General features: G+C 57.5%; 22 protein-coding genes. 7 read left to right on the forward strand and 15 right to left on the reverse strand.

All coding sequences use genetic code 11. The features are described from left to right. The first annotated feature begins 64 nt into the window (after window positions 1-64). The 5 genes from ACNSPV_RS04255 (at window position 65) to ACNSPV_RS04275 (ending at window position 5,081) form a co-directional block, all read left to right on the forward strand. Window positions 65-1,009 (forward strand): bile acid:sodium symporter family protein, encoded by a 945-nt coding sequence (locus ACNSPV_RS04255; RefSeq protein ID WP_348584499.1) that lies wholly within the window; start codon window positions 65-67, stop codon window positions 1,007-1,009. 190 nt (window positions 1,010-1,199) lie between these two features. Further along, the gene (gene nagA / locus ACNSPV_RS04260) at window positions 1,200-2,336 is read left to right on the forward strand and encodes an N-acetylglucosamine-6-phosphate deacetylase (protein WP_348584498.1); all 1,137 of its coding nucleotides are present in this window, start codon (window positions 1,200-1,202) and stop codon (window positions 2,334-2,336) included. Between the two features lie 38 nt (window positions 2,337-2,374). Then, window positions 2,375-3,109: a LytTR family DNA-binding domain-containing protein gene (locus ACNSPV_RS04265; protein WP_348584496.1), complete on the forward strand. Its 735-nt coding sequence runs from the start codon at window positions 2,375-2,377 to the stop codon at window positions 3,107-3,109. Beyond that, window positions 3,106-4,395 carry a sensor histidine kinase gene (locus ACNSPV_RS04270; RefSeq protein ID WP_348584495.1) on the forward strand — a complete coding sequence of 430 codons (1,290 nt, stop codon included), beginning with the start codon at window positions 3,106-3,108 and terminating at the stop codon, window positions 4,393-4,395. Before ACNSPV_RS04265 ends, ACNSPV_RS04270 begins: the two co-directional genes overlap by 4 nt. 128 nt (window positions 4,396-4,523) lie before the next feature. Further along, on the forward strand, window positions 4,524-5,081 hold the full coding sequence (locus ACNSPV_RS04275; RefSeq protein WP_348584493.1) for a LemA family protein: 558 nt from the start codon (window positions 4,524-4,526) through the stop codon (window positions 5,079-5,081). A 180-nt stretch (window positions 5,082-5,261) separates the two neighbouring features. Here the strand turns inward: ACNSPV_RS04275 and ACNSPV_RS04280 are convergent, their stop codons facing one another. From ACNSPV_RS04280 to ACNSPV_RS04300, 5 genes are all read right to left on the reverse strand, one after another. Beyond that, the gene (locus ACNSPV_RS04280) at window positions 5,262-6,566 is read right to left on the reverse strand and encodes a hemolysin family protein (RefSeq protein ID WP_348584490.1); all 1,305 of its coding nucleotides are present in this window, start codon (window positions 6,564-6,566) and stop codon (window positions 5,262-5,264) included. Between the two features lie 333 nt (window positions 6,567-6,899). Next, window positions 6,900-9,512 carry an ATP-dependent chaperone ClpB gene (gene clpB / locus ACNSPV_RS04285; RefSeq protein WP_339395423.1) on the reverse strand — a complete coding sequence of 871 codons (2,613 nt, stop codon included), beginning with the start codon at window positions 9,510-9,512 and terminating at the stop codon, window positions 6,900-6,902. A 603-nt stretch (window positions 9,513-10,115) separates the two neighbouring features. Continuing rightward, on the reverse strand, window positions 10,116-11,018 hold the full coding sequence (locus tag ACNSPV_RS04290; protein ID WP_348584488.1) for a DegV family protein: 903 nt from the start codon (window positions 11,016-11,018) through the stop codon (window positions 10,116-10,118). 44 nt (window positions 11,019-11,062) lie between these two features. Next, window positions 11,063-12,355 carry an adenylosuccinate synthase gene (locus ACNSPV_RS04295; protein WP_348584486.1) on the reverse strand — a complete coding sequence of 431 codons (1,293 nt, stop codon included), beginning with the start codon at window positions 12,353-12,355 and terminating at the stop codon, window positions 11,063-11,065. A 204-nt stretch (window positions 12,356-12,559) separates the two neighbouring features. Then, on the reverse strand, window positions 12,560-12,784 hold the full coding sequence (locus ACNSPV_RS04300) for a DUF896 domain-containing protein (protein ID WP_154260758.1): 225 nt from the start codon (window positions 12,782-12,784) through the stop codon (window positions 12,560-12,562). 131 nt (window positions 12,785-12,915) lie between these two features. Here ACNSPV_RS04300 and ACNSPV_RS04305 point away from each other — a divergent pair, with 131 nt between their 5' ends. After that, window positions 12,916-13,545 (forward strand): epoxyqueuosine reductase QueH, encoded by a 630-nt coding sequence (locus tag ACNSPV_RS04305; protein ID WP_348584484.1) that lies wholly within the window; start codon window positions 12,916-12,918, stop codon window positions 13,543-13,545. A gap of 158 nt (window positions 13,546-13,703) precedes the next feature. On the opposite strand, the gene ACNSPV_RS04310 is transcribed toward ACNSPV_RS04305, so the two are convergent. The 7 genes from ACNSPV_RS04310 to rsxC all read right to left on the reverse strand — a co-directional run bounded on the left by ACNSPV_RS04310 (window position 13,704) and on the right by rsxC (window position 20,409). Beyond that, entirely contained in the window at window positions 13,704-14,843 is a 1,140-nt protein-coding gene (locus tag ACNSPV_RS04310) for an MFS transporter (protein ID WP_348584482.1), read from the reverse strand. 514 nt (window positions 14,844-15,357) lie between these two features. Continuing rightward, entirely contained in the window at window positions 15,358-16,257 is a 900-nt protein-coding gene (locus ACNSPV_RS04315) for an RnfABCDGE type electron transport complex subunit B (protein WP_348584479.1), read from the reverse strand. A gap of 15 nt (window positions 16,258-16,272) precedes the next feature. Beyond that, window positions 16,273-16,905 (reverse strand): electron transport complex protein RnfA, encoded by a 633-nt coding sequence (locus ACNSPV_RS04320; protein WP_005943888.1) that lies wholly within the window; start codon window positions 16,903-16,905, stop codon window positions 16,273-16,275. A 1-nt stretch (window position 16,906) separates the two neighbouring features. Then, entirely contained in the window at window positions 16,907-17,572 is a 666-nt protein-coding gene (rsxE, locus tag ACNSPV_RS04325; protein ID WP_005943886.1) for an electron transport complex subunit RsxE, read from the reverse strand. Between the two features lie 16 nt (window positions 17,573-17,588). Then, the gene (locus ACNSPV_RS04330) at window positions 17,589-18,137 is read right to left on the reverse strand and encodes an FMN-binding protein (protein WP_249237933.1); all 549 of its coding nucleotides are present in this window, start codon (window positions 18,135-18,137) and stop codon (window positions 17,589-17,591) included. Continuing rightward, window positions 18,134-19,093 carry an RnfABCDGE type electron transport complex subunit D gene (locus tag ACNSPV_RS04335; protein WP_097777391.1) on the reverse strand — a complete coding sequence of 320 codons (960 nt, stop codon included), beginning with the start codon at window positions 19,091-19,093 and terminating at the stop codon, window positions 18,134-18,136. The genes ACNSPV_RS04330 and ACNSPV_RS04335 overlap by 4 nt, the downstream gene beginning before the upstream one ends. Further along, window positions 19,093-20,409 (reverse strand): electron transport complex subunit RsxC, encoded by a 1,317-nt coding sequence (rsxC, locus tag ACNSPV_RS04340; RefSeq protein ID WP_242702960.1) that lies wholly within the window; start codon window positions 20,407-20,409, stop codon window positions 19,093-19,095. The genes ACNSPV_RS04335 and rsxC overlap by 1 nt, the downstream gene beginning before the upstream one ends. Window positions 20,410-20,721: 312 nt before the next feature. Here rsxC and ACNSPV_RS04345 point away from each other — a divergent pair, with 312 nt between their 5' ends. Further along, window positions 20,722-20,847 (forward strand): hypothetical protein, encoded by a 126-nt coding sequence (locus ACNSPV_RS04345; protein ID WP_005943878.1) that lies wholly within the window; start codon window positions 20,722-20,724, stop codon window positions 20,845-20,847. Between the two features lie 173 nt (window positions 20,848-21,020). Here ACNSPV_RS04345 and ACNSPV_RS04350 read toward each other — a convergent pair whose 3' ends face one another. From ACNSPV_RS04350 to ACNSPV_RS04360, 3 genes are all read right to left on the reverse strand, one after another. Further along, complete coding sequence (locus tag ACNSPV_RS04350) at window positions 21,021-21,584, reverse strand: hypothetical protein (RefSeq protein WP_348584475.1); 564 nt, start codon at window positions 21,582-21,584, stop codon at window positions 21,021-21,023. Between the two features lie 217 nt (window positions 21,585-21,801). After that, a complete protein-coding gene (locus tag ACNSPV_RS04355) occupies window positions 21,802-22,353 on the reverse strand; it encodes a hypothetical protein (protein ID WP_339395416.1) in 552 nt (183 codons plus the stop codon). Window positions 22,354-22,409: 56 nt separating this feature from the next. Next, entirely contained in the window at window positions 22,410-22,925 is a 516-nt protein-coding gene (locus ACNSPV_RS04360) for a hypothetical protein (protein WP_339395415.1), read from the reverse strand. Between the last annotated feature and the right edge of the window lie 87 nt (window positions 22,926-23,012).

Consider the following 23,012-nt stretch of genomic DNA (forward strand, 5'->3'; position numbering starts at 1 on the left):
TCCGGATGTTTCATCGTCTTTGCATCCGCAAAAATAAAGTGTTCAGAAAAAAGGAGAGTTCATCATGAAAACACTGGAAAAAGTAAGCGACTTTGTGGGCAAGTACATGGCCGCCATCGTCATCGTGGTGGCGGCACTGGCCCTGTTCTTCCCGGGTACCTTCAGCGTGGTCAAGACCGCATGGGTCAACACCCTGCTGGGCATCGTCATGTTCGGCATGGGCCTTACCCTGAAGCCGGAGGACTTCAAGGTGGTGTTCAGCCGCCCGAAGGACGTCGTCATCGGCTGCATTGCACAGTTCACCCTGATGCCCTTTCTGGCATGGGCGCTGACCCAGGTGTTCCATCTGCCCACCGAGCTGGCCATCGGCGTCATCCTCGTGGGCACCTGCCCCGGCGGCACCTCCTCCAACGTGATGACCTATCTGTCCAAAGGTGACGTTGCACTGTCCGTTGGCATGACCGCTGTTTCCACCGTGCTGGCCCCCGTCCTTACCCCGCTGCTCACCCTGCTGTATGCCGGTCAGCGCGTGGATGTGAACCCCATGAACATGTTCCTGTCCATCGTCAAGGTGGTGCTGGTGCCCATCGCACTGGGCTTTGTGGTCAACCACTTCTTCCATGCCTTTACCCAGAACGCCGTCCGCGTGCTGCCGCTGATCTCCACCACTGCTATCGTGCTCATCATCTGCGCCGTTGTGTCCGCAAACTCCGCCAAGATCATGACCAGCGGCCTGCTGATCCTCGCTGTGGTTATCCTGCACAACCTGCTGGGCTACCTCACCGGCTTTGGCGTGGGCAAGCTGCTGAAGCTGGATTCCACCAAGTGCCGTGCAATTTCCATCGAGGTCGGTATGCAGAACTCGGGCCTTGCCACCTCTCTGGCCGCTGCCCACTTTGCACAGTATCCGCTGGCAACCATCCCCGGCGCTGTGTTCTCGGTGTGGCATAACATTTCCGGTGCCATCCTCGCCAACTTCTTTGCCCGCACCGCAGAGAAGAAGGACTGATCTTTCATAAAGCAGCAGGACCCCCGGCAGAGCATTGCATTCTGCCGGGGGTCCTGCTGTATTTTTTTGAAAAGCCGCTGTAGCACTGGTTATTTTCACCAGAAAATGTTATAATTTTCGGTAGACAGACTGCGCTTTTGCTGCGCAGCAGATGCAGATTTTATGATGAACAGTACGGAGGGTTAAGCGTATGATCATCCAGAGCAAGAAGGTATGGCTTGCCGACCAGTTTGTGCCGGCTGCATTGGAGCTGGAGCAGGGCCGGATCACCGGCATCTTCCCCTATGGGGAAAAGCAGGCCGATGTGGACTACGGCTCCAAGCGCATCGTTCCCGGCTTTATGGACATCCACTGCCATGGTGCCTATGAGTTCGACACCAACGACGCAAAGCCGGAGGGCCTGCGCTACTGGGCCAAGCATATCGTCTCCGAGGGCGTGACCAGCTTTCTGGCCACTACCATCACCCAGAGCGTGGAGGTGCTGACCAACGCCGTGGCCAATGTGGCCGACGTGATGGAGGGCGGCTATGAGGGTGCCGAGATCCTTGGCATCCACTTTGAGGGCCCCTACCTCGACATGAAGTACAAGGGCGCACAGCCGCCGGAGTACATTGCAAAGCCCAGCGTGGAGCAGTTCAAGCACTATCAGGAGGCCGCCCGCGGCCACATCCGTTATGTGACCCTTGCACCTGAGCACGACGAAGGCTTTGCCCTGACCCATTACCTGACCGAGCACGGCGTGGTAGTCAGCATCGGCCACAGCGCCGCCACCTACGAGCAGGCTGTGATGGCATGGGCCAACGGTGCCCGCTCCATGACCCATGTCTACAACGGCATGTCCCCCTTTGCCCACCGTGCAAACGGTCTGGTGGGCGCAGCCTACCGCATCCGCACCATGTACGGTGAGATCATCTGCGACGGCTGCCACTCCACCCCGGCTGCCCTGAACAACTACTTTATGAGCAAGGGCCCGGACTACGCCATCATGATCTCGGACGCGCTGATGGCAAAGGGCACCCCCATCGGCAGTGAGTATATCTTTGGCGGCAACCATATCACCATCTACCCGGACGGCAGCGCGCATCTGGACAACGGTACGCTGGCCGGTTCCACCCTGAACATCAACAAGGGCCTGCGCATCCTTGTGGAAGAAGCCATGGTGCCCTTCAACTACGCACTGAACGCCTGCACCATCAACCCGGCCCGCTGCCTGCATCTGGATGACCGCAAGGGTTCCATTCAGGTGGGCAAGGACGCCGACCTTGTGGTGCTGGACGACAACTACGATGTGCTGCAGACCTACTGCATGGGCAAAGCCCAGCTGTAAGTACCCGACCAACACGAACAAAGGATGTGGAAACCGCTATGATCCAAATCGCATTCTGCGACGACGACCAGACTGTTCTGGATCAGCTGTCTGCCCTGCTGGAAAAATACCGCACTCAGCGCTGCATCCAGATCCAGTGCACAGCGTTCCGCAGTCCGCTGGATCTGCTGGCCGAGATCGAAAAGGGTGTGCGGTATGATATCCTGTTTCTGGATGTCATCATGCCGGCTGAAAACGGCATCACCGTCGCCAAGGAGATCCGCCAGTACGACACTGCAGTCGAGATCATCTTTCTCACCTCTTCCACCGAGTTTGCGGTGGAATCCTATATGGTGGGTGCTTACTTCTATCAGCTCAAGCCCATCTGGGAGGAAAGCTTTTTCCGACTGACCGACTCGGTCATTGCCGAGTGCCGCCGGGCCGACCAGCGCAGTCTGGTGCTGCGGTGCAAGACCGGCATTTCCCGCATTGAGCTGGATCAGCTGCTGTACTGCGAGGTGCTGGGCCGCACCCTGCTGTTCCACCTTTCAGACGGCGGCGTTCTGGAGAGCACCGGCAGCATGGACGAGCTGGCCCGGCAGCTGGCTCCCTACGAGATCTTTCTGCGCCCGCACCGCTCGTTCCTTGTCAACATGGAATATGTCCAGAACATTTCCAGCCGGGCCGTCACCCTGACCAATCTGGTGCAGATCCCCATTCCCCACGGCAAATCCTCGGACATCCGCCGGCAGTATCTGGAATACGCCTTCCGCCGAAAGCAGGTGATGCTGTGAGCAGCCTCCTGACGGAAGCTCTTTCCCTGTGCAACCTTGCCGCGGTGGGCATTTTCGGCATCGTGCTGTCTGCCGCCTTCTGTGAGATCGAATGGACCCGCCGCCACAAACTCCTGCTTGTGGGGAGCACTATCCTGATGCTGGCGCTGCAGGGCGTGGTCAGCCTGCGCTGGGGCACCGGCCTTGCCCGGTATCTCTATCCGCTCATCACCCATCTGCCGCTGTGGCTGCTGCTGGCTGTCATGACCCGCCGTGCGCTATGGCCGCTGGTATCCGTACTGACAGCCTATCTGTGCTGCCAGCTGCGGCGCTGGGCCGCGCTGCTGGTCATTGCGCTGTTCCCGACGGGCGGCACCGTACTGCAGGACGCCACCGAGCTGATCGTCACCCTGCCGATCCTTCTGGTGCTGATCCGCTGGATCGCACCGTCGGTGCGGGCACTGTCCCGCTCCCCGCTTTTGCTGCAGCTGCAATTCGGCATGATCCCGCTGCTGAGCTATCTCTTTGACTACTTTACCCGCATCTACACCGATCTGCTTTCCAGCGGCAACCAGGCGGCTGTGGAGTTCATGCCCTTTGTGTGCAGTCTGGCCTATCTGGGCTTTGTGCTGCACACCACACAGGAGCAGCAGCTGCGCAGCCAGCTGGAACAGACCCGGAACAGCCTGAACCTGCAGGTGGCTCAGGCCGTGCGTGAGATCGAAGCCATGCGGGAGAGCCAGCGCAAGGCCAGCACCTACCGCCACGACCTGCGCCATCATCTGCAGTATCTTTCTGCCTGCATCGAGAACGGCCGCACGGAAGCCGCACAGGAGTACATCCACAGTGTGTGTGCCGAGATCGAAGCCAGCAAGGTGAATGTTTACTGCGAGAACGAGGCCGCCAACCTCATCCTCTCCTCCTTTGCTGCCCGCGCACAGCACGATGGCATCGATTTCCGGGTCCATGCAGCCATCCCGCTGATTCTGCCGCTGCCGGACAGCGACCTGTGCGTGCTGTTTTCCAACGCGCTGGAAAACGCCCTGCACGCCGGGCAGCACCAGAAGCAGGCCGGAAAGCCCGCTGTTGTGGAGACCACCGCCTACGAAAAGAACGGCAGGCTGTTTGTGCAGATCGCAAACTCCTGCTCTTTCCCGGTCCAGTTCGACGCGCAGGGCGTTCCCACCACCAGCCAGCCCGGCCACGGTCTTGGCGTGCGCAGCATCTGCGCCATTGTGGAGCAATACGGCGGCATGTACAGCTTTGCCCGGCAGCAGGATCAGTTCGTGCTGCGCATTTCCCTGTAAAAGGTCGATTCAATGCATTTTATGGGCGGTTCATGCCAAATACCCTCCTGCCGCACATTTTGTGTTATAGTAAGCTCAGACGGCTGTACTGCCGCCCGATTTTACTTCTTTGAAGGGAGGTCTCCTGTATGATATACGTACTCATCCCATTGCTGCTTCTGCTTGCAGTCTGGGTCGGCGCAGTATATCGCCGTCTCCGTGAACTGGACGACAACATCAAAATTGCCATGGAACAGATCGGCCTGCAGCTTTCCTCCCGCTTCCGCGCACTGGAAGCGCTTCTGGAGCTTCTCCGGAGCTATGGTCCTTCGGCCCAGCTGGTGCTGCCGCCGCCCTCCATCCACGCGCTTTCCACTCCGGCACAGGTGCTGGAACAGGAGCAGCGGCTTGCGCAGGCCATGAGCTATGTGACCGCCGTGGCCGAGAGCCGCCCGGCCATCAAGGCAGACAAGACCTACCAGCGCTGCATCGAAGCGGCCAACTGCTACAACCGCATGATCTATACCAGCAGCCTGATCTACAACGATTCGGTCACACGGTTCAACAATACCCTGAAACAAAAGCATTTTGCCCCGCTGGCCGGGCTTCTGGGCTTTGCCCCGCGGGAATATCTGCAGTTTGCACCGGACGCCCCGGTGGTCTGCTCTGTTCAGCCCACCCAGCCCACGCAAAAAGCACCCGCCTGAGATCGTTCCGGCTGTGAGCCCACAAAAACAAAAGCAAGTGCCGCACTCTTTTCAAAAACCAGCGTTTTTGATGGAGATGTGTGCACTTGCTTTTTTTATATCGTTTGGTCTTTCAGCTGCTGTTCCTGCTGACCGGGCAAAATGCCCCGTCTATTCACGCAGCTTATGGGAAGCAGCTTCTTATTTATTCGTGATCCGGTTGAAGCGCTGCCTGTCCTCTTCGTCCTTCTTCACCTCCGGCTTATCCGCCGGGGTCAGACGCACTTCAGTCACGCGGCGCTTGGCCGTGCGGGTAACGACACCGTCGTACTCGCCCAGCGTGAACCGGTCGCCCACCTTGGGCAAATGGCAGGTTTTTTCCTGCACCAGACCGTTCACCGTATTGGAATCGATATCCTCATCCTCCGGCAGGCCCAGCCTCTCATACAGGTCGTCCACACCGGCACTGCCCAGCACGATCCAGCTGCCGTCCGACTGCCTGCGGAAGTCCTCGGTCGCTTCGTCGTGCTCATCCCAGATCTCGCCTACCAGCTCTTCCAGAATATCTTCCAGTGTGATGATGCCCTCGGTGCCGCCGTACTCGTCCACCACCACCGCCATGTGATGGTGCTGCTCGCGCAGAGTGCGCAGCAGCTGGGAGATCTGGGTGGAGCCGGTGGTATAAAGGGTGGGCTTCACAAGGTCTTCCAGCGTGGTATCCTTGCGCAGACGGCCAAGGTAAAAGTCCTTTTCATGTACCACACCGATGATGTTGTCAATGGTGCCATGGTAGACGGGCAGACGGGAATATCCCGATTCCGCAAAGGTGTCGGCCACATCATCCAGCGAGAGGTCGTCCTCCACCGCGATCACATCCACGCGGGGCGTGAGGATCTCCTCCACCTCCACATCGTCGAACTCAATGGCGCTGCGGATAAGCTGGCTTTCCCGGTCGGTCAGCTCGCCGTCGTTCTCGGCCTCGCTGACCATGGTCATCAGCTCACCCTCAGTGATGGTGTCCTCCTCGGTGCTGTGGATGAAATGCCCCAGCAGGCGCTTCCACTGGGTGAACAGCCAGGTCAGCGGGGTGAACAGGATCAGCAGCAGATTCAAAAAGGGCGACACTGCCGTGGCAACCGTCTCCGGCATCTCCTTTGCAAGGCTCTTGGGAGTCACCTCGCCAAAGATCAGCACCACCACGGTCAGCACTATGGTGGACACCGTCGCGCCCCGCTCCGGGTCCAGCAGGCGGGTGAACAGCACTGTGCCAATGGATGCTGCGGCAATGTTGACGATATTGTTGCCGATGAGGATGGTGGAGAGCAGCTTGTCGTACTTTTCCGACATAGCCAGCACGCGGGCTGCTGCCGAATCGCCGTCCTCAGCACGGCTTTTCAGGCGGATCTGGTTCAGGGAAGAAAATGCGGTCTCAGAGGCGGAGAAAAAGGCGGAAAATGCCACCAGAATGATCAACGCCACTAAAAGCGTAATACTGCCATCGTCCATAAAAAGGGAAATCACACTCAACTTTCTGTTTTTGTTTGAACCCTCTCAGGCATCGCTGCGCGATGCCAGCTCCCCCGAAGGGGGGAGCTTTTTTCTGTGCGCCCACAGCCTGCCCCTTCCACGCAGAAGGTGCTGCTGCCCGGGATATCGCACACTGGCGCAATGCGCCTGAGAGAGTTTTGGGATAAATATTCTTACATACAAAAATGTGCTCCCCATCGTTGCTGTTCCGCGATGAAAAGCACATCAATGTTATTTGTAATCATACCATATTCTGTACGGTGGTGCAAGCTTTCTGGCCGCAAAGTCCGTACAAAACAGGTAAAATCCGCGTTATCGCAGGGTCAAAGCGCCATTCTCGCAGTCTACCGTCAGGGTGTTGCCCTCGGTATAGCTGCCCTGAATGATGGCCTTGGCGATCAGGGTCTCCACGCGGCTCTGGATGAACCGCTTGATGGGACGTGCACCATAGACGCTGTCGTAGGCAGAATCGATGATGAAGTCCTTGGCGGCGGTGGTGACCTCCAGCTTGAGGTGCTTGCCCTCCTCCATACGCTTGCGCAGATCCTGCAGCTGCAGATCCACGATCTTGCGCATCTCGTCCTTGGTCAGGCTCTTGTAGTAGACGATCTCATCCAGACGGTTCAGAAATTCGGGGCGGAACTTGCTCTTCAGCAGCTGGTCGATCTGGTGCTTTGCTTCCTCGCTCAGCTCGTTGGAGCCGTTGGCACGGCGCTGCTCCAGATCGTTCAGGATGATGTCGCTGCCCAGATTGGAGGTGAGGATGATGACCGTGTTCTTGAAGTCCACGGTGCGGCCCTGACTGTCGGTGATGCGGCCATCGTCCAGCACCTGCAGCAGGATGTTGAACACATCGGGATGGGCTTTTTCCACCTCATCGAACAGCACCACGCTGTAGGGCTTGCGGCGCACAGCCTCGGTCAGCTGGCCGCCCTCTTCGTAACCGACGTATCCCGGAGGCGCGCCGATCAGACGGCTGACGCTGAACTTCTCCATATACTCGGTCATATCGATTCGCACCATGTTGCGCTCGTCGTCAAACAGAGCCTGTGCCAGTGCCTTGGCCAGCTCAGTCTTGCCCACGCCGGTGGGGCCGAGGAACAGGAAGCTGCCGATGGGGCGGTTGGGGTTGGCGATACCGGCGCGGCTGCGCAGGATAGCCTCGCTCACCTTGGTCACAGCCTCGTCCTGACCGATGACCCGCTGATGCAGCACATCGTCCAGATGCAGCAGCTTCTCGCGCTCACCCTCCACCAGTTTTTCCACCGGGATGCCGGTCCAGCGGGCCACGATGCGGGCGATCTCCTCGTCGGTCACGCGGTCACGCAGCAGGCTGTCCTCCTTCTTGGCGGCGGCGATCTTCTCTTCCTCTTCCAGCTGTTTCTGCAGCTGAGGCAGCTTGCCGTATTTCAGCTCGGCAGCCTTGTTCAGGTCGTACTCACGCTGAGCCTTTTCAATGTCGGCATTGGTCTGCTCGATCTGCTCACGCAGGGATTGCACCTTGCCGATGGCGTTCTTCTCGTTCTCCCACTTTGCCTTCATACTGCGGAACTTGTCCTGCAGCTCGGCCAGCTCCTTTTCCAGATCCTTCAGGCGGCTCTGGCTCAGGGCGTCGGTCTCCTTTTTCAGGCTCACCTGCTCGATCTGCAGTTGGGTGATGCGGTGGGCCAGATCGTCCATCTCACTGGGCATGCTGTCCATCTCGGTCTTGATCATGGCGCAGGCTTCATCCACAAGGTCGATGGCCTTATCCGGCAGGAAACGATCCGTGATATAGCGGTCGGACAGGGTGGCAGCGGCGATCAGGGCGCTGTCGTTGATCTTCACGCCGTGAAACACCTCGTAGCGTTCCTTCAGGCCGCGCAGAATGGAGATGGTGTCCTCCACGGTGGGTTCATCCACCTGTACCGGCTGGAAGCGGCGCTCCAGAGCGGGGTCTTTCTCGATATACTGGCGGTACTCGTCCAGTGTAGTAGCACCGATGCAATGCAACTCGCCCCGGGCCAGCATGGGCTTGAGCAGGTTGCCTGCGTCCATGGCGCCATCGGTCTTGCCGGCGCCCACGATGGTGTGCAGCTCATCGATGAAGAGGATGATCTTGCCCTCGCTCTTCTTCACCTCGTTCAGCACGCTCTTCAGGCGCTCCTCGAACTCGCCGCGGTACTTTGCACCGGCCACCAGAGCGCCCATGTCCAGACTGAACACGATGCGGTCCTTCAGGTTTTCGGGCACATCGCCGCGTACGATACGCTGTGCAAGACCCTCTGCAATGGCGGTCTTGCCAACGCCGGGCTCACCGATCAGGCAGGGGTTGTTCTTGGTCTTACGGGACAGGATGCGGATCACGTTGCGGATCTCCTGATCGCGGCCAATGACGGGGTCCAGCTTCTGCTTGCGGGCAAGGTCTACCAGATCCTGACCGTATTTCTGCAGGGCATTGTAGGTATCCTCCGGGTTGTCATTGGTGACGCGCTGGTTGCCGCGCACTGCTGTGAGTTGCTGCAGGAACTTATCCTTGGTGATGCCAAAAGCACGGAACAGTTCTGCCGTGTTCTGATCCTGCTCATTCAGCAGGCCCAGAAACACATGCTCTACGCTGACATAGTCATCCTTCATGGCCTTTGCCTCGCGGGCAGCGGCGCTGAGCACCTTATCGGTGGCCTGCGAGATATAGACCTTGTCGGGGTCACGGCCGGAGCCGGACACCCGGGGCAGAGCCGAAAGCTTTTCGGCCACGGCGGCAGAAAAGCTGCCGGGGTCCACGTTCATCTTTTGCAGCAGCTGCGGGATCAGGCCCTGCTCCTGCGAAGCCAGTGCGTGCAGCAGATGTTCGGGTTCCAGCTGGTTATGCTGATACTCCACAGCCAGCTGCTGCGCTGCCTGCAGAGCTTCCAGCGTTTTCTGCGTATATTGATTGGTATTCATAAAGTCAAGCCTCCATTCATACCGGAAGGTTTATTTTAGCGGACATGACAGCCGTTTGCTAAAAGCCCGGCGCAGAGATGCTGCCAAACGGGAAGCAGCGGCTATTCTTCAGTTGTTTCACGATTTCAAGCACCTCCTGCCGAACTGGTTTTGCTCGTTTTAGCACTCTATCTGTTCGACTGCTAAAAATATACTCCTGTTTCCCCACTTTGTCAATAGGGTTCATAAAAAGTTTGCAAATCATAATTTTTCAACAAAAAAAGCACCACACAGCTTTTCAGCCGTGCAGTGCATCCTTGCAATTTGTCGAATGATATGATACTCTATACTTGCTGCTTCTGTAAGCAGCAAGGCACTGCATACAACGGCAGGCGGTTCAGCCCTCGCTTCCGAAAGGAGGTGAGAGTCATGCCTATTACTTTTACATTCCATCTGCTTGGGCTTACGTTCACGCTTCGGATTTCTAAAGGTAAAAGATGAACCGCCACCCTGGCCGGTGACGGTTCGTTTTAGAATCCTAAACCTAAAGGGCTGACCGCTTGTCGCAGTGCCTTTTCTATTTGTAGTATAGTTACTTTTTATAAATTTGTCAAGGCTTTACGTTCAGCCCTGCTTTTTCCAGCGGCGCATCACGCCCATGCCCAGCGCATAGGGGCCGGTGTGCACGGCAATGGTGCAGCCGATCTGCAGCAGGCCCACTTCGCACTGTGCGCCGGGGTACTTTGCACGCAGGGCCGCGCGCGTCTGCATCCACAGGCGCTTGCCCTCGTCGGCATCGTAGCCGTAGCCCACGGTGATGCGGTAGTCATCCGGGGTGCCGCCGTGGGCATCCAGATAGTTCATCAGCTGGTCCAGTGCTTTTTCAAAGCTCTTCTGACGTCCGCGGGCCACGCCGCCGGAGAAGATCTCGCCATCCTTGAACAGGATCATCGGCTTGATGCCCAGCATGTTGGCTGCACGGCCCGTCACCTTGCCGATGCGGCCGCCTTTGATGAGATAGTCCAGATTGCCTACCGTGAAGAAGATCTGGTTGGTGGCCTTCTCTGCTTCCAGCCATGTCACGGTCTCGTCCAGCGTGCAGCCTGCGTCCCGCATGGCCACGGCGTTTTCCACCATGGTGGACTCGGTAACGGTAGCTGCCGCGCTGTCAATGACCTCAATGCGGGCATCGGGGAAATCTTCCAGCACCAGATCCCGGGCATTGCGGGCGCTGCCCACGCAGCCGCTCATCTTGCCGGTAAACACCAGACACAGCACAGCCCGGCCCGCCTCAGCATGGGCACGGAAGTTCTGTTCAAAGTCCTCGATGGAGGCAAGGCTGGTCTTGGGGTAGGCCGAGGGGTTGTCCACCATGAACTGGTAGAAATCCCGCACGGCGATCTCGGTGCCCTCCTTGCGGTAGTGCTCGCCGTCCAGCGAGACGTAGAAAGGCACGACCTCAACACCAAGCTGCCGGGCCGTATCCGGCGTCAGGTCGCATGCGCTGTCGGTAATGATATCAAACATCTGTGACGCTTCCTTTTCTGCAACATTCGGGGCTGCCGGGAACATCAGACGCGATGGATGTAAGCCTCACGCTCGGCACCCACCGAGATATAGGTGATCTTGCAGCCAACGGCCTTTTCCAGATATTCCACGTAGGCCTGTGCTTCCTTGGGCAGGTCTTCCCACTTGCGGGCCGCGGTGATATCGCAGTGCCAGCCGGGCAGGTACTCCACCACGGGCTGTGCGGTATCCAGAGCTTCACCCATGGGGAAGCGGGTGGTGGTGCTGCCGTCGGTCAGCTTATAAGCGGTGACCATGGGGATCTTTTCCATGTAGTCCAGCACGTCCAGCAGGGTCAGGGCAACTTCATCACAGCCCTGGCAGAACACGCCGTAGCGGCTTGCCACCAGATCGATGGGGCCCACGCGGCGGGGACGGCCGGTGGCTGCGCCGTACTCGTGGCCAGCCTCACGCAGGTCGTGCTTTTCCTCTTCGGTCATTGCCAGCTCGGCAGCGAAGGGGCCGTCGCCCACGCAGGAGGAGTAAGCCTTCATGACACCGATGGAGTTGTGCAGCTTGTGGCCCGGGATGCCTGCGCCGATGGGAGCGTAGGCACCGATGACGTTGGAAGAGGTGGTATAGGGGTAAATGCCGAAATCGATGTCGCGCAGAGCGCCCAGCTGTGCCTCAAACAGCACCTTCTTGCCCTCGGCGTCGGCATCGGCCAGATACTGGCCCACATCGCAGATGTAGTCCTTGAAGATGGCGGCATACTTTTCGAGCCATGCCCACATCTCATCCACGCTGATGGGAGCGGCGTTGTAGCTGCCCTCCATCACCAGATTCTTGGAGTCCACCATGGTGATCAGGCGCTTCTTCACCGCGTCGTCCAGATGCAGCAGGTCGCCCATGCGCAGGGTCTTCTTCATGTACTTATCACCGTAAGCGTAGGCGATGCCGCGCTTGGTGGAGCCGAACTGTGCGCCGGTCTTGGACAGACGTGCCTCTTCCAGACCATCCTGCTCCACATGGTAGGGCATGGTGATGGTTGCACGGTCGGAGATTTTCAGGTTTGCCGGGCTGATCTCAACGCCCTGCTCCCGCAGCTTGTTGATCTCGCCGTCCAGATGATGCGGGTCGATGACCATGCCGTTGCCCATGACGCAGACGACATTGGGGCGCAGGATGCCGGAGGGCAGCAGGTTCAGCACGAACTTGCCGCGCTCGTTCTTCACCGTGTGACCGGCGTTGTTGCCGCCCTGATAGCGTGCAACGATGTCATACTCCTGGCTGATGAGGTCGACCATGCGGCCCTTGCCTTCATCGCCCCAGTTGATACCCGTAATTGCAGTAAGCATAATAAATGACCTCTTTATCATTTTTTCAAAAGACAGCCTTTTCCGTGCACCTTGCCCGGGATACGCCACCTTGGGAAAGCGCACCGGCGCATCATGCACGCACCAATGCTAGTATAGTATAGCACAGTTTTCCGCGCAAAAAAAGAGGAAAGCGCAGCTTTGAGCTGCGTTTTCCTCCAAAAAAGTGCGCGTAAAATTGTGCGTTCAGCTGCGGGGCTTCTCAAGGTCGGCACGGAGGGTCACCTTGTGGATGGTGCCGTCCGGCTCCTGAATGGAGGTGTTGGCCAGCTGTGCGCGCAGGCTGGCCTTCATATCATCGATGTACTCGCGGCGCAGAGCCTGCTGCTCTGCCTTTTCGGCCTCGGTCAGGCCGGTGGTCTTGCTCTTTTTTGCCAGCTCGTTGATGCGGGCGATCTTTTCCTGTGTCATGGGGCCTCCTGTATTTTCAAGCGGAATATGTTATAATAAGAAAACAAACCCTCTCAGTCATTGCTATGCAATGCCAGCTCTCCCGAAAGGGCGAGCTTTTTAAGGAATTATCTCAATCAGTATAGCAAAGGATGATAAAAATGGCAACTCAATTGAATTTTGCACAGCAGATGGATGCCGTGCTCAAAGAGCTGGGCGGCACCCGTCCGCGCCTGCTGCTGCACGCCTGCTGCGGGCCCTGTTCCAGCGCCGTGCTGGAACAGCTGTGCCAGTATTTTGAAATCACGGTGCTTTACTATAACCCCAACACCTGGCCTGCGGAAGAATACCACCGCCGCGGCGAGGAACTGAAGAAGTTCGTGGCGGCAGCCCATCCTCTGGGTGTGACCGTGGTGGAGGACCACTACGACCCGCAGGAGTTCTACTCCGCCGTCACCGGCCTTGAAAACGAGCCGGAGCGGGGCAGTCGGTGCACGGTCTGCTACCGACTGCGGATGCGCCGGGCGGCACAGTACGCCAGTGAAAACGGCTTTGACTGGTTCACCACCACGCTGTCCATCAGCCCCCACAAGGACGCCAAGCGTATCAACGCCATCGGGCAGGAGCTGGAGGCAGAATTCGGGGTCAAGCATCTGCCCTCAGACTTCAAAAAGCACAACGGCTACCTGCGCAGCCTGCAGCTTTCGGAGGAATACGGCCTGTACCGGCAGGATTACTGCGGGTGCGAGTTCAGCGCGAAAGCACGTGGCATTGAGAAATAACCCTCTCAGTCATTGCTGCGCAATGCCAGCTCCCCCGAGAGGGGAGCTTTTTCTACTTCCCAACGGTTATTTTCTTTACTGAAAAGAGAATACCAAACGGTTTTAGCGCATAAAGCTCCCCCCTTCGGGGGAGCTGGCGCGATAGCGCCTGAGAGGGTTTATTCCTCCGGCAATCTAGCTACCAGCAGGGTGAACACGATCAGCCCCACACAGGGCACGATGTTGGACGCCATACCGGCGGCAAGGCCCGCCTTTTCGGCCACGATGCCGATGATCCACGGCATGAGGATGGCACCGCTGGACGCCGCCGGCAGCATGATGCCCATGCTGGTAACGCTGGTCATGCGGCCTGCACTGGCGACCGCAGTGGGGTTCAGACCTGCCATCGAGAATGCAAATGCAAACAGCAGCGCAATGGCCATGCCCTGCGTGTCGGCCCGCACCAGCAGCACATAGAAGAAGGTGCACAGCACGCTCATGCCCACCATGGCCTTACGCGGGTTCCTGAACGGGAACACGAACGCAATGAGCAGGCGTGCCACCAATGTGGCACCCCACATCACCGTGACGGTGTAGGCCGCCAGCGAACCGGCAATGATGCCGCTGCCCTTAAAATAGGTCACCATCCAGCCGGTAACGCTCTGCTCCGCCGCGTTCTGGCAGAACAAAAGGCCGGTCAGCAGCCAGAAGCGCGGCGCGTGCAGAAAGCTCCAGTCGATGGCCTCTTTCGTCCGGGCTGTTTTCTGACTCCCGCCGCCCAGCGGAGTAAATCCATACACCAGCCAGAGCATCAGGCCCAGCACTGCCAGCAGGAATACTGCCAGTGCGGTGCTCACCCTTGCCGCCGCTGCAATGAGGAAGGGGCACAGCAGCGCACCGCAGGCGTAGCAGCTGTGCATCAGGTTCATGCCCCGGGTGCGGTTGGCCGAGTTATCGCTGACCAGAATGGTGCAGGTGTTCATGACGCTGCCCTTGGCAATGCCCACCAGAAAAAACGCCAGCGCCAGTACCGCCACGGCACCCGTCAGGCCCATCAGGCTGTAGCCCACCGCGTAGCCGATGGTCAGCAGCAGCACGCTGCGTTTCATGCCCAGCGCACCGGGCAGCACGCCCACCAGAAATCCGGCGATCAGGTTGCCGATGCTCATGAGCGAGAGCAGAGTGCCGGTCATGCCGTAGGCAAAGCCGTACTCTTCCTGCAAAAGGCTGACCACAACGCCAGCGCTGATGGCGCAGATGCCGCTGAAGAAGAAGGTAAGAAAGCCTGTATTCCGCAGGCGTGCAGACTGTTGTTCCATAATCGTCCTCTTTCTGTGAAAATATCCTCCTTCTATTTAACCATAATTCCGCCTCATTGCAACCGGATTTTCTTACAAAAAGTTGCAAAAAGCCCGCCGGATTCGGACGATTTAAAATGCCCTCCGCGTTGCTCTGGGCATAATTCAAGGAAATATTACTCTGGATTTCGGTAGAACGGAACGCCTGCGGGCGTTCCGTTCTACCATTTTCACAAGAAAAGTCGCAGAGATGAGATGCATTTTCCCGTCACAGCCCCTCTCGTGAAAAAAGCGTTTGGAGCGCTCCGCAGAGCTTGTCGGGGCAACGCCCCTCCATCTGCTTACGCAGACCGCTCTGCCGCTTAAAAGCCCCACTGGGGCTTTCATTGCTGCGCAAATGCGGTCACTCCAAACGCGAAATTAAAAATGATTTTCCGCTGAAGATGCCCAGAGCAACGCGGAGGGCATTTCCAATCATTTTCTATGCAAAAAGCCCGCCGGGCATCGCTGCACGGCGGGCTTTGGTTTTTACAGTTTACTCTGCCTTGGTCTCGGGCTTTGCCTCAGCCTTGGCTTCCGGCTTTGCTGCGGGGGCAGCAGCGGGAGCGGCGGGCTTCACCACCGGCTTCGGGGGATTAGGGTCATCCTTCAGCGGGAAGAGGATGATGTGCTTGGGGCACTTCTGGGCACACATGCCGCAGCCCTTGCACTTGTCGTAGTCGATGCGGGCCACGCCGTCCACCACGTGGATGGCGTCAAACTTACAGGTGCGCTCGCACATACCGCAGGCAATGCAGGAGGTGGTGCAGGCCTTCATGGCCACAGGACCCTTGTCCTTGTTGGAGCACATGACCACCGGCTTGCGCGGGCCGCCCACATCGATCATAATGACCTGCTTGGGGCAGATGTTTGCGCAGGCACCGCAGCCGGTGCACTTGTCCTTGTCCACCTTGGCAACACCGTCCACAATGTGGATGGCATCGAACTTACACACCTTGGTGCAGTCGCCCAGACCAATGCAGGCAAAGGAGCAGGTCTTGGGGCCGCCGTACAGCGCAGCAGCGGCTGCACAGGTCTGGATGCCCTTGTAATCGTAAGCGGGCTTGCAGTGCTCAGAATTGCCCTGGCACTGGACAACCGCCTTCTTTTCCACGGCGCTGGCCGTGCCGCCCATGATCTTGGCAATGGCAGCGGCAGCCTTGGGGCCGCCGGGTGCGCACTTGTCGCAGGGCACGCCGTCCATGACCACAGCCTTTGCGTAGTCCGCACAGCCTGCGTAGCCGCAGCCGCCGCAGTTTGCACCGGCAAGGCAGTTGGTAACTTCTTCAATGCGGGGGTCTTCCTCCACCGCCATGAACTTGGCCGCTGCGACCAGAACGATCGCGCCGACTGCGCCCACGATGGTACACAGGATAACAGCAGATACAATATTCATAATCCTGTTCCTCCCTTACAGCGTGACATTGAACAGGTTTTCGACGATGCCGCCGAAGCCCATGAAGGACAGGCTGGTGATTGCTGCTGCGATCAGGGTGATGGGCAGGCCTTTGAAGGGTGCCGGGGGATCGCAGGCTTCCACGCGCTTGCGCACGCCGCTGAACATGACCATGGCCAGCATGAAGCCGCAGCCTGCGCCGATGGCACAGACCAGAGCCTCAATGTAAGCAACACCGAAGCCCATAGCAGCCACATCTGCGCCGTAGTCGCCCACGACCAGAATGGTGACAGCCAGAACACAGCAGTTGGTGGTGATCAGGGGCAGGTAAACGCCCAGAGAGTTATACAGTGCAACCACATACTTCTTGAGGAAGATCTCGATGAACTGCACCAGAACAGCAATGACCAGAATGAACACGATGGTCTGCAGGTAGCTCAGACCAGCCGGGTCCAGAATGAAGATCTGGATGGGGAAGGTAACGGCCGTTGCCATGAACATGACGAAGATGACAGCGCCGGACATACCAACCGCAGAATCCAGCTTTTTGGAAACGCCCAGGAACGGGCAGATACCGTAGAACTTCACCAGCACGTAGTTGTTGACCAGGATCATGCTGAAGAAGATCGCAGCGAGTTTTACTAACATCTTATTCTGCCTCCTTCTTCAGGTTATCAAGGTCGCAGCAGCTCTTGCGCTCGATGCGGGCGTCCAGCTTGCCTTCCAGCCACACACAGCCGGCCATCAACAGGCCAAAGCAGAAGAATGCGCCGGGAGCCTGCGTCATGATGGAGACCTTGGCAACGCTTTCCGGGATCACCTGGAAGCCCAGCCAGGTGCCGCTGCCCAGGATCTCACGGATGGAGGCCATCAGGGTAGCGGTGAGGGTGTAGCCAACGCCCATGCCCACGCCGTCCAGTGCGGAGTCCACGATGCTGTTCTTGCAGGCGAACATCTCGGCACGGCCCAGAATGATACAGTTGACAACGATCAGGGGCAGGAACACGCCCAGAGCGTTGTACAGGCTTTCCATGTAAGCCTGCATGAACATCTGAACGATGGTCACGAAGCTTGCGATAATGACGATGTAGCAGGGCAGATGCACCTTGCCGGGGATCACCTTGCGCAGCAGGGAGATCATGATATTGGAGCACACCAGCACGAAGGTGAAGGCGGCACCCATGCCCAGAGCGCTGGAAACTGCAGTGGTAACTGCCAGAATGGAGCAGGTACCCAGAACCAGACGCAGAACGGGGTTTTCTTTGATAATGCCGTTGGTAAGGATGCTTACCTTGGACTTATTTTCTTGTGCCATTTCTTACCAACCTCCTTTACGCCAGCTCGTTGTAGCAGTTGACACAGTCATTGATGGCAGCAAACAGAGCGGTGGACGAAATGGTTGCGCCGCTGTAGGCATCGTAATCCTGATTCATCACAATGTTCTGGGTACCATCCATGCCATCGAACTGCGCCAGGAAGTCGTCACTGCTCACGTTGGAGCCGATGCCCTTGGTCTGGGTAGAAGCGTCTACCCAGATGCCGGTCTCGGCACCATTGGCATCAAAGCCCATGATAACGGTCAGGATACCGCCGTCAAAGCCCTTTTCCTCGGCTTTGATTGCAGTGCTGCCGTCCGGAGTCTTGACCACGCCGGTGATGCCGGCGGTGGTGTAATCGGTCACTTCTTCCAGCTCGCTGGCGTCCGAAACGGAGGGCAGCACGCCGACATAAGCGGCCAGAGTGGTGCGCTTGGTGTTCTCGGCAATGACCGGGGCGGTCATGCCGTTCACCAGTGCCAGCAGCAGGCTGGCGATCAGGGAGATAACGCTCAGCACAACAATGGGCTTGATGGTGCTCTCCCAGTTGGAAGACTTACTCATTTGCCAGCACCCTCCTTTGCTTTCTTTGCAGGCTTGATGTAGCCATACGGGGTCTGACGGGTCAGATCGTTGATGTAGGGGACCCACAGGTTCATGAACAGCAGTGCGAAGGACACGCCCTCGGTGTAGCTGCCCCAGTAACGGATGGCAAAGGTGACGATGCCCAGTGCCACGCCGTACACCAGCTTGCCCTTCAGGGTGAAGGGGCTGGTAACGTAGTCGGTAGCCATGAACACGGCACCGAACAGCAGGCCGCCGCTCAGCACGGCAACCAGAGCCTCGTGCACACTGTGGGTAGCAATGAGGTAGAACACGAACATGCTGCCGACGTAAGAAGCCGGGATGGCGATGCTGATGGTCTTGGTGGCCACCAGATAGATCAGGCCCAGCACGATGGCCAGTGCGCAGGTCTCGCCCAGCACACCGCCGTGGATGCCCATGAACAGATCCAGCAGGCTCAGCTTGGACTTATCGGCCACAGCCAGCGGGGTAGCGCTGGACAGCTGGTCCACCGCTGCATCCGGGAACACCCACTTGTTCATGGAACCGGCAAAGCTGATGAACAGCACGATACGGCCCACCAGAGCGGGGTTGGCAAAGTTCATGCCGATGCCGCCGAACAGCTGCTTGACGATGACGATGGCCACCAGATCACCGATGATGAGCTGACCGATGGGCATGCCCACGGGCACGTTCATGGCCAGAATGATGCCGGTGACGACGGCAGACAGGTCGCTGATGGGGTTGGGCTTCTTGAGCAGCTTGCAGTACAGCCACTCAAAGGCCACGCAGGCCACCACGGACACGGCTGTTACCAGCAGTGCACGCACGCCAAAAATGATGGCAGAGGCCACCACGCAGGGGCACAGGGCGACGATCACGTTGGCCATCAGGCTCTGGGTGGTCTCTTCGCTGCGCACATGCGGGGAAGCCGAAACAATAAGCTTCGTATCCATTACTTATTGCCTCCTTTTTTGATTTCACCAAGGTAGAACGCCTTTGCCAGACTCATCATCTGGGTAACAGGGCGCTTTGCCGGGCAGACGAACGAGCAGCTGCCGCAGTTGAAGCAGTAGTCTGCATGCAGCTTGCCCAGCTCCTGCACATCGCGTGCAGCGTAAGCCTGATTGACCTCCACAGGCTCCAGACCCATGGGGCAGTACTCCACGCAGCGGCCGCAGCGGATGCAGGGATTCACCGGTGCAGGCTCTGCAGCGGCCTTGCTCAGGAAGATCAGGCCGGAGGTGGTCTTGGTGGTGGGGTAGCTCAGGTTCTCCACAGCGGGGCCCATCATGGCACCGCCGGCAACCACCTTGCCCAGCTCGCCCTTGACGCCCGCAAAATCGATGATGTCCTGATAGGCAGTGCCCACGGGGACAACGATGTTCTGGGGCTTTGCGCAGGCGTCGCCGTCCACGGTGATGGTGCGCTCGACCACCGGCATACCGGTAGCCAGATACTTGCCAAGGGTGGAGACGCTGGTCACGTTCATGACGATGGCGCCGGCATCTGCGGGCAGACCGCCGTGGGGCACTTCGCGGCCCAGACACTTTTCAATAAGGATCAGCTCTGCGCCGGTGCCGTAGACACTGGGCAGGGGCTTGACCTCGATGGTGCTGTCGCCATTGGTCTTTTTGCACAGCAGGTCGATGCACTCGGGCTTGTTGTTCTCAATGCCGATGACGCACTTCGGGATGCCGGTGTACTGCAGCACGGCCTTGATGCCGCGGATGATATCATCGCTGCAGTTCAGCATCTCCTGCGTATCGCTGGTCAGCCACACTTCGCACTCGGAAGCATTGATCAGCAGGGTATCCACCTGCTGCTTGGGCTGCAGCTTTACGTCGGTCGGGAAGCCTGCGCCGCCCAGACCGACCAGACCGCACTCACGCACAGCCTTGAGGAAGCTGGCCTTATCGGTCACTTCCGGTGCCTTGACAGCCGGGTCCACGGTCTGTTTGCCATCGGTCTTGATAACGACAGAGTCGCACATGCGGCCATTGGACAGACGGAAGGGCTCCACCGCGGCAACCGTGCCGGAGACGCTGGAGTGGATGTTTGCAGAGACGAAGCCGCCAGCCTCGCCGATCTTAGTGCCAACGAATACCTCGTCGCCCTTTTTGACCAGAGCTTTGGCGGGAGCGCCGATATGCTGGCTCATGAGGATGCGTACCTGCGCGGGCAGAGGCATCGGGACCGGTTTGCTTGCAGCAGTTGCCTTGTCATGCGGCGTATGCGCGCCAAGCGCCGCACGTTTCAGCTTGTTCAACATGGAATTCAAATCCCCCATTCTGCTTGAATTGCCGCCCCCACGCCCATGCAGGCGCACTGGTACAGGGACAGCAGCTGCTTAACACACTTATTGTATCATTTTGGCGTGGGAAGTCAACGACAATGGCACAAAAATGATGTATTTTCCTGAACTTTCTTTTCATTTTTTCGTGGTTATATACAACTAACCACCGTATTTTTCTTCCAGCATCCGGTGTTTGCCTTTGTATGCGGATTATGCTATACTAAGGGCAACCAAAAACTGCGGAACGTCCCCCGCTCCGCGCCAGACTTACTAAGGAGGCTTGAAACGATGAAGGTTCTCAAAGCACTGCTCGCCGTCCTCACTGCTCTGGCGGTGGCCCTGACCGCCGCGCTGCTGTTCATTCAGGATAAGAACGCACCCCGTTATATCCAGATCTACGAGAACGAGCAGTAACCCCGCGTCCTGCACAAAAGCATCCCCCAGCCTGAGCGGCACGCCGCTGCCCGGGCTGGGGGATTTGTGGTTTTTTTGCCGGAAATAACCGGCGCAAAAAACGCCCGGCACACGGAAGGGGTTTTTCCATGTGCCGGGCGTTTTACTTAACAGTTTATCCCTTTGGCAAAAAATCAGAACATGACCATAACAACATAGGTCTTGTCACCGAGTTTGCCGCTTGCAAAGCCAACCTTGGCATCCTTCGTATCGTTTTTCTTAGCCTCACTGTTAACAATAGCCTGATTAGACTTCAACTGAATCTGACCGTTTCTATCATAACCAGGTGTCAGGCTCTCCATCATCATATAATACTTAAACTGACTGCCAAGGTTGCTCACAAGATTCGGGTTCTCAACAAAGGACACAAAGCAATACTTGCCCTGCAGGCCAGTTGCCTTTTCCACAGCATTCGGAGCGGTCAGCCAATCGATGATCTGACTCTCATCAAAATTCTTCTGCTGCTCGGCAGTAAGCTTACCATATTCGGTCTGTGCATTTGCCAGCAGCACCTGAGCTGCGTTGTCCAGCTCTGTCGTATTTTCAACAGTAGCCTCTGTGCCATACAGGCTGTCCTTCAGCATGTTGGTCAGTTCGGTCTTGTAAGCAGCACCAACCTCTGCTTTACCGCAGCCCACCATAGACAGGGCCAGAACAGCTGCCAGAGCGGCTGCTGCCAGTTTCTTGAACAGTTTCATTTTGCATTTCCTCCTGATTATCAGAGTTTTTTCACACCCAAGCGGAACCCCTCCGGCTTGGATGCACTAAGTTTACCCCCCCCCTGTACCCTTTTGTCAATTCGCGGATGCCACAAAAAAGCGGCGCACTTTTTGGCAGTAAAGTGCACCGCTGACACAGAAAAGGCGCTGGCCGGAGCCAGCGCCTTTTTGTTATGCTTTAAAGTTTGGTTTTTGCTTAGTCTTTGGTGGTGCCAGGGGCCGCAGCGGTCTCTGTGGGCACCATGACCACAACCGCATAGGTCTTGTCGCCAATTTTACCAACAGCAACGCCGACATCTGCTTTCTTTACATTTTTCACAGGGTCTGAACTGTTCACAGTAAAGCTGTTCCACTGCAGATTCATAAAGAAGAGTTGCTGCTTAGTAGCATTCGGTATCAGACTGCTCTTGAACTGATAATCCTCTGCGCAGCTGACCTGATAGGTTTTGCCTGCTTCAAAGCCCATACCTTCTGTCTTGCTGGCAGCATCCAGCAGAGTGACCACAGGCTTACCCGCATATCCCTCAGAGCCATAAAGCTCCGCTGCCTTATTCAGCAGGTTCTGTGCAATGCCGTCCATTGCAGCAGTGTTGTTGATCTCTGCATCATTCTGATCTGCACTATCAGCAATCAGATCCAGCACGAGCTGCTTGGTAGCGTTGACACTATTTGCCTTGCCGCAGCCCACCATGGACAGGGCCAGAACCGCTGCCAGTACAGCAGCTGCCAGTTTTTTGAACAATTTCATGTTCTTGTTCCTCCTAAAATCTATTTACAGGTTGGTATTCTGTTTTAACCGGTCGATCAGGCTGCCTTTTTCACCAGCAGAACCAGATAGTTCTTGCCCTTGATCGTACCCGTAGCTGCACCCATCTCGATCGAATCGCCCTTACCAACTGCAGGAGTGCCGATTTTAACGATCATCTCATCATAAGAACTCTCGCCCTTGGTTACCGCGCTGAGTGCCATGTTCATTTTCTGAATGTAGGCATTCTGCATCATTTCTGTACGCAGCTGGGGCGCAAAGATCGCAATGTAATTGCCCTTGTCGTACTTTTGCAGAAGTTCTTGCACCGTATTATTATTGCCTTCTTCTGCTCCAGCGTTTGCAGCACTCTCAATGAGCTTAGCCGCTTCCGTATCCATGGCAGTGGTGTGGGTCGCAGTCTTGCCACTCATGTAGTATGTATCTTCGACCAGATTCAGCACTTCGTTCTTCAGATCAAGTGCCGAGCCCGTGCCGCCTGCACCGCAGCCCACCATAGACAGGGCCAGAACAGCTGCCAGAGCGGCTGCTGCCAGTTTCTTGAACAGTTTCATTTTGCATTTCCTCCTGAATATCAGAGTTTTTTCACACGCCCAAGTGGAACCCCTCCGGCTTGGATGAGTTAAGTTTACCCCCCCCCC

The sequence above is a fragment of the Faecalibacterium sp. 3 genome (assembly GCF_048323735.1).
Taxonomy (GTDB): Bacteria; Bacillota; Clostridia; order Oscillospirales; family Ruminococcaceae; genus Faecalibacterium; species Faecalibacterium wellingii.

Coding starts and splice junctions, on each gene's coding strand:
- ACNSPV_RS04295 (WP_348584486.1), bottom strand. CDS start 12,355: ATGCTTACTGCAATTACGGGTATCAACTGGGGCGATGAAGGCAAGGGC.
- nagA (WP_348584498.1), top strand. CDS start 1,200: ATGATCATCCAGAGCAAGAAGGTATGGCTTGCCGACCAGTTTGTGCCG.
- rsxC (WP_242702960.1), bottom strand. CDS start 20,409: ATGTTGAACAAGCTGAAACGTGCGGCGCTTGGCGCGCATACGCCGCAT.
- rsxE (WP_005943886.1), bottom strand. CDS start 17,572: ATGGCACAAGAAAATAAGTCCAAGGTAAGCATCCTTACCAACGGCATT.
- ACNSPV_RS04315 (WP_348584479.1), bottom strand. CDS start 16,257: ATGAATATTGTATCTGCTGTTATCCTGTGTACCATCGTGGGCGCAGTC.
- ACNSPV_RS04290 (WP_348584488.1), bottom strand. CDS start 11,018: ATGTTTGATATCATTACCGACAGCGCATGCGACCTGACGCCGGATACG.
- ACNSPV_RS04305 (WP_348584484.1), top strand. CDS start 12,916: ATGATAAAAATGGCAACTCAATTGAATTTTGCACAGCAGATGGATGCC.
- ACNSPV_RS04335 (WP_097777391.1), bottom strand. CDS start 19,093: ATGGATACGAAGCTTATTGTTTCGGCTTCCCCGCATGTGCGCAGCGAA.
- ACNSPV_RS04345 (WP_005943878.1), top strand. CDS start 20,722: ATGAAGGTTCTCAAAGCACTGCTCGCCGTCCTCACTGCTCTGGCGGTG.
- ACNSPV_RS04280 (WP_348584490.1), bottom strand. CDS start 6,566: ATGGACGATGGCAGTATTACGCTTTTAGTGGCGTTGATCATTCTGGTG.
- ACNSPV_RS04330 (WP_249237933.1), bottom strand. CDS start 18,137: ATGAGTAAGTCTTCCAACTGGGAGAGCACCATCAAGCCCATTGTTGTG.
- ACNSPV_RS04255 (WP_348584499.1), top strand. CDS start 65: ATGAAAACACTGGAAAAAGTAAGCGACTTTGTGGGCAAGTACATGGCC.
- clpB (WP_339395423.1), bottom strand. CDS start 9,512: ATGAATACCAATCAATATACGCAGAAAACGCTGGAAGCTCTGCAGGCA.
- ACNSPV_RS04300 (WP_154260758.1), bottom strand. CDS start 12,784: ATGACACAGGAAAAGATCGCCCGCATCAACGAGCTGGCAAAAAAGAGC.
- ACNSPV_RS04350 (WP_348584475.1), bottom strand. CDS start 21,584: ATGAAACTGTTCAAGAAACTGGCAGCAGCCGCTCTGGCAGCTGTTCTG.
- ACNSPV_RS04360 (WP_339395415.1), bottom strand. CDS start 22,925: ATGAAACTGTTCAAGAAACTGGCAGCAGCCGCTCTGGCAGCTGTTCTG.
- ACNSPV_RS04275 (WP_348584493.1), top strand. CDS start 4,524: ATGATATACGTACTCATCCCATTGCTGCTTCTGCTTGCAGTCTGGGTC.
- ACNSPV_RS04265 (WP_348584496.1), top strand. CDS start 2,375: ATGATCCAAATCGCATTCTGCGACGACGACCAGACTGTTCTGGATCAG.
- ACNSPV_RS04320 (WP_005943888.1), bottom strand. CDS start 16,905: ATGTTAGTAAAACTCGCTGCGATCTTCTTCAGCATGATCCTGGTCAAC.
- ACNSPV_RS04355 (WP_339395416.1), bottom strand. CDS start 22,353: ATGAAATTGTTCAAAAAACTGGCAGCTGCTGTACTGGCAGCGGTTCTG.
- ACNSPV_RS04310 (WP_348584482.1), bottom strand. CDS start 14,843: ATGGAACAACAGTCTGCACGCCTGCGGAATACAGGCTTTCTTACCTTC.